Source organism: Aeromonas popoffii (assembly GCF_000820025.1).
Classification (GTDB): Bacteria; Pseudomonadota; Gammaproteobacteria; order Enterobacterales; family Aeromonadaceae; genus Aeromonas; species Aeromonas popoffii.
In genome coordinates, this window is record NZ_CDBI01000068.1 from 1 (window position 1) to 10,880 (window position 10,880).

At 60.7% G+C, this 10,880-nt stretch carries 10 protein-coding genes; 5 read left to right on the forward strand and 5 right to left on the reverse strand.

Annotated elements, in window-relative coordinates:
* Window positions 1-176: 176 nt before the first annotated feature.
* The 3 genes from trmL to BN1129_RS14575 all read right to left on the reverse strand — a co-directional run bounded on the left by trmL (window position 177) and on the right by BN1129_RS14575 (window position 2,767).
* Window positions 177-638, reverse strand: a complete 462-nt coding sequence (gene trmL, locus BN1129_RS14565; RefSeq protein ID WP_042037441.1) for a tRNA (uridine(34)/cytosine(34)/5-carboxymethylaminomethyluridine(34)-2'-O)-methyltransferase TrmL — start codon at window positions 636-638, stop codon at window positions 177-179.
* Window positions 639-719: 81 nt separating this feature from the next.
* Complete coding sequence (locus tag BN1129_RS14570) at window positions 720-2,075, reverse strand: ATP-binding protein (protein ID WP_042037442.1); 1,356 nt, start codon at window positions 2,073-2,075, stop codon at window positions 720-722.
* Window positions 2,072-2,767 carry a response regulator gene (locus tag BN1129_RS14575; RefSeq protein WP_042037443.1) on the reverse strand — a complete coding sequence of 232 codons (696 nt, stop codon included), beginning with the start codon at window positions 2,765-2,767 and terminating at the stop codon, window positions 2,072-2,074. The genes BN1129_RS14570 and BN1129_RS14575 overlap by 4 nt, the downstream gene beginning before the upstream one ends.
* Window positions 2,768-2,854: 87 nt before the next feature.
* Here BN1129_RS14575 and fieF point away from each other — a divergent pair, with 87 nt between their 5' ends.
* From fieF to BN1129_RS23865, 4 genes are all read left to right on the forward strand, one after another.
* Window positions 2,855-3,766, forward strand: a complete 912-nt coding sequence (fieF, locus tag BN1129_RS14580; RefSeq protein ID WP_042037444.1) for a cation efflux pump FieF — start codon at window positions 2,855-2,857, stop codon at window positions 3,764-3,766.
* An 8-nt stretch (window positions 3,767-3,774) separates the two neighbouring features.
* Complete coding sequence (gene cysE / locus BN1129_RS14585; RefSeq protein WP_042037445.1) at window positions 3,775-4,554, forward strand: serine O-acetyltransferase; 780 nt, start codon at window positions 3,775-3,777, stop codon at window positions 4,552-4,554.
* A 21-nt stretch (window positions 4,555-4,575) separates the two neighbouring features.
* Window positions 4,576-5,856 (forward strand): hypothetical protein, encoded by a 1,281-nt coding sequence (locus BN1129_RS14590; RefSeq protein ID WP_042037446.1) that lies wholly within the window; start codon window positions 4,576-4,578, stop codon window positions 5,854-5,856.
* A gap of 246 nt (window positions 5,857-6,102) precedes the next feature.
* On the forward strand, window positions 6,103-6,312 hold the full coding sequence (locus tag BN1129_RS23865) for a cell division protein ZapB (RefSeq protein ID WP_042037447.1): 210 nt from the start codon (window positions 6,103-6,105) through the stop codon (window positions 6,310-6,312).
* A 72-nt stretch (window positions 6,313-6,384) separates the two neighbouring features.
* Here BN1129_RS23865 and elbB read toward each other — a convergent pair whose 3' ends face one another.
* Complete coding sequence (gene elbB, locus BN1129_RS14600) at window positions 6,385-7,035, reverse strand: isoprenoid biosynthesis glyoxalase ElbB (protein WP_042037449.1); 651 nt, start codon at window positions 7,033-7,035, stop codon at window positions 6,385-6,387.
* A gap of 400 nt (window positions 7,036-7,435) precedes the next feature.
* Between elbB and polA the strand changes: the two genes are divergently transcribed.
* Window positions 7,436-10,192, forward strand: coding sequence for a DNA polymerase I (polA, locus tag BN1129_RS14605; RefSeq protein WP_042037448.1), 2,757 nt, complete (start codon window positions 7,436-7,438; stop codon window positions 10,190-10,192).
* An 85-nt stretch (window positions 10,193-10,277) separates the two neighbouring features.
* Here the strand turns inward: polA and BN1129_RS14610 are convergent, their stop codons facing one another.
* A complete protein-coding gene (locus BN1129_RS14610; protein ID WP_042037450.1) occupies window positions 10,278-10,820 on the reverse strand; it encodes a gamma carbonic anhydrase family protein in 543 nt (180 codons plus the stop codon).
* Between the last annotated feature and the right edge of the window lie 60 nt (window positions 10,821-10,880).

The following is a 10,880-nucleotide window of genomic DNA, read 5'->3' on the forward strand; positions in this document are numbered from 1 at the left end:
GGGTCTGACGCTGGGGTGGCTGTGCTGGCAATTGGAGCGTGATGGCCGCCTGTTGCACTCACCCCACGACCTGGAACAGGCCGAAGGCGAGCCGTCATAGCCCGGCGGGCAGGATCCTGTTGTCAGGGCGGGCCGGTGAGGCCCCTCATCACAGGGTCCGCAGCACTCGGTTGCTGCTAAGAACCCTCATAGCCCAGCTGGCGCCAGCTCTCATACACGAACACCGCCACCGCATTGGCGAGGTTCATGCTGCGGCTCTGGGGCAGCATGGGGATGCGCAGCCGCTGCTCGAACGGTAGGCTTTCGATGAGGTCCGCAGGCAGGCCACGGCTCTCAGGGCCGAACAGCATGGCGTCGCCGGCGGCAAACTGCACGGCCGAATGGGCGGTACTGCCCTTGGTGGTGCAGGCGAATACCCGCGTGGGCGCCACTTCTGCCAGAAAGGCGTCATAGTCAGGCCAGCGCTTCACCTCGGCAAACTCGTGATAATCGAGCCCGGCCCGTTTCACCCGCTTGTCATCCCACTCGAAACCCAGCGGCTCTATCAGGTGCAGCCGGTAGCCAGTGTTGGCGCAGAGACGGATGATGTTGCCGGTGTTGGGCGGGATTTCCGGTTGGTAAAGTACTATGTCGAGCATGGCGGGATCCTGATGGGAGTCTAGATTGGGCCGAAAGGGGCGCCAGCATACCCAGCGCCCGGGTGGATGAAAAGAGGTGACTCAGCCGATGGGCAGGCGGATGGTAATGGTCAGTCCGGCCGGCTGGTTGCTGCTGGCGCGTATGGTGCCACCGTGACGCTGGATCGCCTCCGAGGCGATGGCCAGCCCGAGCCCGGTGCCGCCAGTCTTGGCATTGCGGGCATCATCCACCCGAAAGAAGGGCAGGAACAGCTGGGCCTGCTGATCCACCGGCACGCCGGGGCCATCGTCGCGTATGGTCATCACCCACTCCCGTCCTTCCCGATACCAGTCCACCTTGATGAACTCGCGTGAGTACTTGAGCGCGTTACGCAGCGGATTCTCCAGCGCCCGCACCAGCAGCTCGGGCCACATCCGGATCGACTCGGTCGGCAGGGGCGGCAGACGTAATTGCTTGCCGCTCTGGTTGGCCTCGAACATGGCGTCGTCCAGCATGGGCTCCAGCAACTCCGCCAGCGGCATCACCACAGGCACCTCCACGTGTTGCTGCACCCGCGACAGGTCGAGCAGGTCGCCGATCAGCTTGTCGAGCCGGCCAATCTCTGACTCTATCCGGGCCAGCTCGCTGCTGTCCCCCTGCTTGCGACGGATCAGCGCCTGCGCCAGCTGGATGCGGGTAAGCGGGCTACGCAGCTCGTGGGAGATGTCGGACAACAGCTGCTTTTGCTTCTGGATCATGTTCTTGAGGGTATCGACCATGTGGCTGACGTGATCCGCCAGCTGGCCGATCTCGTCACGCCGCCCCAGGTTGGGGATCTGCATCTCCAGGTTGCCCTCCGCCAGCTGGGAGACAGACCGCTGCAACTGCAGTATGGGGCGGGTCAGCCGCCAGGCCAGCAGCAGGCAGAGCGGGGTGCTGACCAGCATGGCGATGCCCAGGATCTGAACCGGGTGATCCAGGATCTGGATGAACAGGAACAGATAGGAGTTTTCGACATTGAGGCCGAAGTAGACGTGATAGATCTGGCCGCGATGTTCCATCTGGAAGGGGCCCGCGATGGCCTGCTGGTGTTCGCTGCCCAGCATGGGCTTGGCCGGGTTGTCCGAATCGAGCATGAAGCGGACCACGAACTTGCTCAGGTGAGTAGTGGATTGCATCTGGCCTGTTGCATCGCGCAGATAGATGTTGTCTACCGGCAGCAGGCCCGCCGCTTCTATGGCCTGGACCAGATCGAACTCCTGCGCGGGATCCGCCCCCTTCTGCAACGCCTTCAGATTGTTGTTCATCCGGGTCATCTCATGCGCCGGCAAGGGGATGATGTTGCGGGGATCCAGGGTTGGCAGTATCACGACGGCCGCCAGCACCACCAGCAGCATGAGCCAGAACCAGAGGAAGATCTGGGTGGAGAGGCCATTGAAGGTACGGGCCGTGCTCATGCCTGTTCCAGCCACAGATAGCCGCGTCCGCGCACCGTCTTGAAGCGGGGCTGGCCATCGGTACGCTCCGGCAGTTTCTTGCGCAGGTTGCTCAGGTGCATATCGATGGCGCGATCGAAGGGCTCCAGCTTCTTGCCGAGCACCTGCTCGGAGAGATGGCCCTTGCTGATGATCTGGCCGGGGTTGCGCAGCAGGCACTCCAGCAGCCCGAATTCGGTGGCGGTGAGCTCCAGCAGCTGATCACCGCTGCTTGCCTGTTGCAGGCCGGGTTGCAGCACCAGATCCATGAAGCGGAGCTCTTCGGAGATGCCGCCGCGCTGGGGCTGGGCATTTTGGGTCCGGCGCAGTATGGCGCGCACCCGGGCCAGCAGCTCCCTGTCGTCAAATGGCTTGGCGAGATAGTCGTCGGCCCCGGCTTCCAGCCCGTTGACCCTGTCCTGGCTGTCGCCACGGGCAGTCAGCATCAGCACCGGCGTGTCGTGGGTCGTGCGCAGCCTGGACAGCATGGCGAAGCCGTTGAGCCTGGGCATCATGACGTCCAGCAGCACCAGGTTGAAGTCCTGCTCTGCCAGTCGCTGCAACCCCTCTTCGCCATCTTCGGCGACGGTGACCTGGAAGCCTTCCAGAGTCAGAATTTCGGTGAGCAGCTGGGTCAGCTCGAGATCGTCGTCGACCAGGAGTATTTTGTGCATCTGATAGTCATTCCGCTGATTTTTCACGCCAAGCCGGCGCAGGGGTCAGGGTATAATAGATTTTTAACCGCAAGAGGAAAGCCGGTTTTGAGCCATCAACAATATTCCCGCTGGGTGACGCTGGCCAGCATGGCCGCCGTTACCACGGCTACTGTGCTGATCACCGGCAAGCTGATCGCCTGGCTCATGACGGATTCATCGAGTCTGCTGGCGTCGCTCACCGACTCCCTCATGGATGTCAGCGCTTCCATCATCAACCTGCTGGCCATTCGCTATGCGCTGGCCCCGGCCGATGACGAGCACCGCTTCGGCCACGGCAAGGCGGAGTCGCTGGCGGGGCTCATCCAGTCTGCGTTTATTTCGGGCTCGGCCCTGCTGCTGGTGATGCACGGCATCTCCTCCTTGCTTAACCAGGCACCCATACTGCGGCTCGAAGCGGGCCTCTGGGTCAGCGGCGGTTCTATCGTGCTGACCCTGCTGCTGGTCAGTTTCCAGGGTTTTGTCATCCGCAAGACCAACAGTGTGGCCATCAAGGCTGACATGTTGCACTACCGTTCCGACCTGCTGCTCAATGGCGGCGTTTTGTTGGCGCTGGTGCTGGCGGGGCGGGGCTGGTTCTGGGCCGATGGCCTGTTTGCCATCCTGATCGGCCTGTTCCTGCTGTGGGGCGCCATCCATATCGGTTATGAGTCGGTGCAGGCGCTACTCGATCGTCAGTTGCCAGCCGAAGAACAAGCGAGAATAATGGCTCTCTGCTGTGAAGTCGAAGGTGTCCACGGGGTGCATGATCTGCGTACCCGTCAATCCGGTCCGACCCGCTTCGTGCAGTTGCATCTGGAGCTGGATGATCAGCTCCCTCTGATTAAGGCCCATCAGATCGCCGATGAAGCCGAACTGGCGGTGCGTCAGGAATTTGAGCGCATGGATGTAATTATTCATATGGACCCCATCTCTGTGGTGCACCAGGAACAGCAAGGCACTCCATCAGAACAACAGTAGGCTGTAACATGGATGATCTGGTTGCCAAAACCTGGCAAAAAATTGAGCGAGAAGCGGCATGCATGGTGACCGAAGAGCCCATGCTGGCCAGCTTCTTTCATTCCACCATTCTCAATCACAAGAACCTGTGCTCGGCCCTCAGCTTTCAGCTGGCCAACAAGCTCGACAGCGCCACCATGCCAGCCATCGCCCTGCGCGAGGTGATCGAGCTGGCCTTGCGCAGCGAGCCCGATCTGTTGGCGGCAGTGGCGGCCGACATCTGCGCCGTGCAGGAGCGTGACCCTGCGGTCGATCTCTTCTCCACCCCGCTGCTCTACCTCAAGGGCTTTCATGCCCTGCAAGGGTATCGGGTTGCCAACTGGCTGTGGCGTCAGGGTCGTCGCTCGCTGGCGCTTTACCTGCAAAACCAGATCTCCGTGGTGTTCGGGGTCGACGTGCACCCGGCGGCGCGGATCGGTAAGGGCATCATGTTTGACCATGCCACCGGCATAGTGGTCGGCGAGACGGCGGTGATAGAGGACGATGTCTCCATCCTGCAGAGCGTGACCCTGGGTGGTACCGGCAAGGAGGGCGGTGATCGCCACCCCAAGATCCGCGAGGGGGTGATGATAGGGGCGGGCGCCAAGGTGCTCGGCAATATTGAAGTGGGGAGGGGCGCCAAGATAGGTGCCGGCAGCGTGGTGATCAACCCAGTGCCACCGCACACCACAGTGGCTGGCGTACCGGCCAAGATAGTGGGCCGCCCGGAGTGCGACAAGCCTTCGCTGGATATGGATCAGTGCCTCTGATCCCCTGACCGAGACGATTCGATGGCCAAACGCTGGTCAGGTTACCTGATCCTGGGGATGTGGCTGCTCAACCTGCTTCATCTCTATCTGGGACTCTCCCCTTGGCCAGCGGCCATTGCGGCCTGGGGGGCATCACTGCTCACCTGGCCCTGGCTGGTGGGAGCCGCCAAGCGGCAGGCGCTGGCCCTTTATGGTGCCGCCCTGTTGCTGCTGATCTTCTCCTGGTGGCGGGGCTCGAGCCTCAACCCGGGCGCCTGGCTGCTGCCCAACATCAACATGCTCACCATGTTTGCCGCAGTGAGTACCCTCAACCTGGCGACGTCAGGCTTGCTGACCGGCACTGCCTCCTGGTCAGGTCGCAAGGGGCTGTGGAGCACCATGGCCAGCCTTAACCTGCTGGGGGCTGTCATCAACCTCTCTGTGCTGTTCATCATTGGCGATCGGCTGGAGCGTGCAGGCACGCTGGAGCGGCGCCAAGTGATGGTGCTGAGCCGGATCTTTTGTGCCGCGGCCTTCTGGTCCCCCTTCTTTGTCGCCATGGCGGTGGCGCTCACCTATGCCCCTGGCCTGCAATTGTCGAGCATACTGCCGTTTGGCGTGGTTGCCGCGCTGCTGGCGATGGGACTGACTGCCTGGCAGGTGGAGCGACTCGGGGTTGAAGACTTTGCTGGTTACCCGCTGCGGTTGCAGACCCTTGGGCTGCCAGTGGCCTTGGCGCTGTTGGTGCTGCTGATCAAGCAGATCTGGCCATCGCTCGGCATTTTGGCTGTGATCGCTCTGGTGGCACCCGTGCTGGCGCTGCTCTTTATGCCGAGGGTCGGACGCAAGGCGGCGCTCAAGCGACAGGTGCTGGAGCGCTTCCCGGCCATCGGCGGTCAGCTGGTGCTGTTTCTGGGGGCCGGTTTGCTGGCCGCCGGTATCAACAGTGCGCTGTCGGTGCTCGAACTCGGTGGCGAGCACGGGCTGCCGCTCTTTAACCACTTCGGCTGGCTGGAGTCCTCGCTCACCCTGTTGCTGATCCTGCTGGTGGCCATCGTCGGGGTGCATCCGCTCATCAGCATCTCCGGGCTGGCGCCGCTGTTGTGGCCGTTGGCGCCGGATCCCAGCCTGCTTGGCATGTGCTTCTTGCTGGGGTGGGGGCTGGCGACCGGCACCAGCCCGCTCTCCGGATCCAATCTGGCACTGGCCTCCCGTTACAACCTGAGTGCCGGATTGATCCTGCGCTGGAACCTGCTCTATGGCCTGCTGATGTACGCTGTCGCCTGTCTGTTACTGGGGGCCTATATCGCCTTGCATGGATAAGGGCGGTTCCATCAGGATGGCGCCAATGATGCTCTGTTGGTGGGGCCGTTTACGCATAGTTCAGTGTGTTGTCGCGACTCGGGCGCAGGATGCGAGAAAAACAGACGCATATTTAGGCAATACATCTATGGAAGGCGCATTTTACAGCGCACTGGCTTGTTTGTGCTGATGCCCTCGGGGTATGCTGGCTTCACGCGCTTGAATCGCCCTCTGTGGGGCATCGCAATTGAACATACAGGTATGCATATGTCACTAGAAGTCCTTGAGCAACTCGAATCCAAAGTACAATCCGCCGTCGACAACATCTCTCTGCTGAAGATGGAGCTGGACGAGCTGAAAGAGCAAAACGGCAAGCTGCAAGACGAAAACCATCAGCTGCGCAACGAACATGTTGCCTGGCAGGAACGTCTGCGTGCCCTGCTGGGCAAGATGGATCAGATGGGCGAAACCATCTAATTCATCGCCTTCAGGCAGAATTGAAAACGGGCCGCTCCATGAGCGGCCCGTCTGTTTTTGGCGGGGTGCGGATTACAGTGCCAGCAGCTGTTTGACCGTCTTCTCGATGCCGTCCGCCGCTTCGACAATATTGTTGGCCAGCATGTAGGCGGGGGTGGAGATCACCTTGCGCTCCTGATCCACCACGAACTCGTTGACCGGGCAGTTGAGGTGGCTGCCGCCCATGGCCTCGATGGCGTTGGCTGTCCCTTCGTCATGGCCTATGGTGGCCAGAGTGCCGGCGCCATAGATGAGCGGGATCATGGCCGGTGCGATGCAGATGTAGGCCGCCGGCTTGTGGGCATTGGCAAAGCTCTGACAGGCTTTCAGCACATCCGGCTGGATCTGGCACCCGGCGCCCTTGGTGGCGAAGTCGCACAGGTTCTTGGCTGCGCCAAAGCCACCTGGCACCAGCAGGGCATCATAGTCGGCCGCATCCAGCTCGGCCACATCCCTGATCTGGCCGCGACAGATGCGAGCGGCTTCGACCAGCACGTTACGGCTCTCCCCCTCGCTGATTTCTCCGGTCAGGTGATTGATAACATGGAGCTGCGCCACGTTCGGTGCGAAGCATTGGGTGGTGGCACCCTGGCGGGCCAGCGCCAGCAGGCTGATGACGGCCTCATGGATTTCGGCACCATCAAAGACGCCACAGCCACTCAAAATCACGGCCACTTTTTTCATGGCAAACCCCTCGTTGTTGAAAATGTGAGCCAAGATGGATTGTTGTACTTTTGTATGGTTATCGCTCGCCATCCGCTGGTCAAGTCATCTTGCTGTGCTAGGATTGTTTAGTTTTGGATCCTGCCGTACCTACTCCCTTAAATCTTTTTCCACATTGATCGAGATCATTTCAACAGTCTCATGATCGGTTTTCTATGTCTTAGTTTGCTGTTTTATATGGCTTTTTATATTTTTGTGCACAGTTTTATCACGGTCGATCATACTGCCCCCCATTTTTGAACACAGACTTATCCACAGCTTGAGTCCCTTTGGCTGCCCGTTTATGGGGCTGCAGCTCCCCTTGGTGTGAGGGGGGCCCTGTGGCATCCTAGCGGCTGTTTATCTCTGGCAGGACGATTTCATGGCCCCTAGCACCCCCCTTATTCTGGTCGACGGCTCTTCTTATCTTTACCGTGCCTTCTTCGCCTCCCAGCAGGCCGATCTGCGTACATCGACCGGTTTGCCGAGCGGCGCCGTCCGTGTCATGGCCAACATGATGCGCAGCCTGCGCAAGCAATACCCTGACTGCCATGTGGCCGTAGTGTTCGACGCCAAGGGCAAGACCTTCCGCGACGACATCTATCCCGAGTACAAGGCGACCCGTGCCAGCATGCCGGACGATCTGCGCAGTCAGGTCGCCCCCATCCATCAGATGATCAAGGCGATGGGTTTCCCCTTTTTGATGGTTGAAGGCGTCGAGGCGGACGACGTGATCGGCACCCTGGCCCGCCAGGCGACCGAGAAGCAGTTGCCGGTGCTGATCAGTACCGGTGACAAGGACATGGCGCAGCTGGTCTCCGACCATGTCACCCTGATCGACACCATGAAAGATGTGAAGACCGATCGGGAAGGGGTGATCGAGAAGTTTGGCGTGCCGCCGGAGCTCATCATCGACTATCTGGCCCTGATGGGTGACAAGGTAGACAACATCCCCGGTATGACAGGCGTCGGCGAGAAGACGGCGCTGGCCCTGTTGCAGGGGATCGGCAGCATAGACGAGATTGCCGCCAACCTCGACAAGGTGGCCGCGCTCGGTTTCCGTGGCTCCAAGGCGTTCGCCGACAAGTTCCGCGAGCAGGAGGAGCAGGTGCGCCTCTCTTATGTTCTGGCCACCATCAAGACCGATGTCGAGCTGGAGCAGAGTCTGGAACAGCTGCTGCTCAAACCGGTCGACAAGGAGTCCCTGCTGGCGGTCTACCGCGAATACGAGCTGCGCAACCTGATCAAGGAGCTGGAGTCCGGTGGTGAAGTGAGTGCTGGACAGGAAGAGGCTGGCGATGACAGCGCCGCTCCGGTTGCCGCCATCGAAACCGACTACCACTGCATTCTGGACGAAGCCGAGTTTGACGGCTGGCTGGCCCAACTGCAGGGCGCACCACTGTTCGCCTTCGATACCGAAACCACCAGTCTTGACTATATGGAGGCGCGGATCGTCGGTGTCTCCTTCGCGGTGGAACCGGGCAAAGCTGCTTATGTGCCATTTGGGCATGACTATCTCGGGGCGCCGGTGCAGCTGAGCGAGGCTGTGGTACTGGGCAAGCTCAAGCCGCTGCTGGAAGACCCGACCCATCTCAAGGTGGGGCAGAATCTCAAGTACGATCGCAACGTGTTGCTCAACCACAACATCGACCTGCAAGGTATCGCCTACGACACCATGCTCGAATCCTACGTGCTCAACTCTACCGCCAGTCGTCACGACATGGATTCGCTGGCCAAGCGTTACCTCGGGGTCGAAACCACCTCTTTTGAAGATATCGCTGGCAAAGGGGTCAAGCAGCTCACCTTCAACCAGATTGAGCTGGAGCAGGCAGCCCCCTATGCGGCGGAAGATGCCGATATCACCCTGCGTCTGCACCCGACCCTGTGGGGCCAACTGGAAGCCGTGCCTGGCCTGTGCCAGGTATTCAGCGAAATCGAGCTGCCGCTGCTGCCGGTACTGGCGCGGATGGAGTTGCTCGGGACCACTATCGATCCCAAGCTGCTGCACCAGCAGAGCCAGGAGATAGAGCTGCGTCTGGCCGAACTGGAGCGTCAGGCCCATGATCTGGCCGGGCAGGAGTTCAACCTCTCCTCGCCCAAGCAGCTGGGGGAGATCCTCTTCACCAAGCTGGGTCTGCCGATCATCAAGAAGACCCCCAAGGGAGCGCCGTCCACCGCAGAAGAGGTGCTGGCCGAGCTGGCGGAGACCTACGAGTTACCGCGTCTCTTGATGGAGCACCGCACTCTGGCCAAGCTCAAGTCCACCTATACCGACAAGCTGCCGCTGATGATCAAGCCCCAGACCGGGCGGGTACACACCTCCTATCATCAGGCGGTGGCGGCCACGGGTCGTTTGTCATCGTCTGACCCCAACCTGCAGAACATCCCGGTGCGCAACGAGCAGGGGCGCCGGATCCGTCAGGCCTTCATTCCGAGCGCCGGTTACAAGCTGGTGGCGGCGGACTACTCCCAGATCGAGCTGCGCATCATGGCGCACCTCTCCGGTGACAAGGGTTTGCTGACCGCGTTCGCCGAGGGCAAGGACATCCACAAGGCAACCGCCGCCGAGGTGTTCGGGGTCGCGCTCGATGCGGTTACCACCGACATGCGTCGCAGCGCCAAGGCGATCAACTTCGGCCTCATTTATGGCATGAGCGCCTTTGGCCTGGCCAAACAGCTGGGGATCGGTCGCGCCGAAGCGCAGAAGTACATGGACCTCTACTTCGAACGCTACCCGGGCGTGCTGGAATATATGGAGCGCACCCGCCAGCAAGCGGAAGCCCAGGGCTATGTCGAGACCCTGTTTGGCCGCCGCCTCTATCTGCCGGACATCAAGTCCCGCAACGCCGGTTTGCGCAAGGCTGCCGAGCGGGCCGCCATCAACGCCCCGATGCAGGGGACGGCTGCCGATATCATCAAGCGCGCCATGATCAATGTGGACAGCTGGATCCGCGGTATCGAGGATGAGTCGATCCGCATGTTGATGCAGGTGCACGATGAACTGGTGTTCGAGATCCGCGAAGAGAAGCTGGAGGAGTACACCACCATCATCAAGGAGAAGATGTCGGCCGCAGCCGAACTGCATGTGCCCCTGCTGGTCGAAGCTGGCACCGGCGATAACTGGGATCAGGCCCACTGATTTCCAGCCAGCCGTTCTGAACTGCTATATAGCTATATAAGAAGCGAAGCCCGGCATCATGCCGGGCTTCCTCTATCTGCCGATCCTATAAGGTCTCTTGCAGATACTCATCCTTGAGCAGGACATAGTTGTCGGCCGAGGTTTTGAGAAACGCAATCTCGGCGGGCTTGAGCGCCCGGGCCTGTTTGACCGGGTTGCCCATATAAAGGAAGCCGGCTTCGAGCCGCTTGCCCGGCGGCACCAGCGAGCCCGCGCCGATCATCACATCATCCTCGACCACTACCCCATCCAGAATGATGGCCCCCATGCCGACCAGCACCCGGTTGCCGATGGTGCAGCCGTGCAGCATCGCTTTGTGACCGACCGTGACATCTTCACCGATCAGCAGCGGATAACCGTCAGGATTGCTGGCACTCTTGCGAGTCAGGTGCAGCACGGTGCCGTCCTGAATATTGCTGCGGGCGCCGATGCGGATATGGTTCACATCCCCCCGTGCCGCCACCATGGGCCAGATACTGGCATCGTCGGCCAGCTTTATATCTCCCACCAGTGTCGCGCAGGGATCTACATACACCCGTTTGCCCAGTTGCGGGCGTTTTCCCTTGTAGGGTCTCAGTCGTAAGTCCATCTTGGCCTCCTTGTTTTCGGCCATTCTAGCAATCCGGAAGCGGTTTCTGTGGATAAGTTT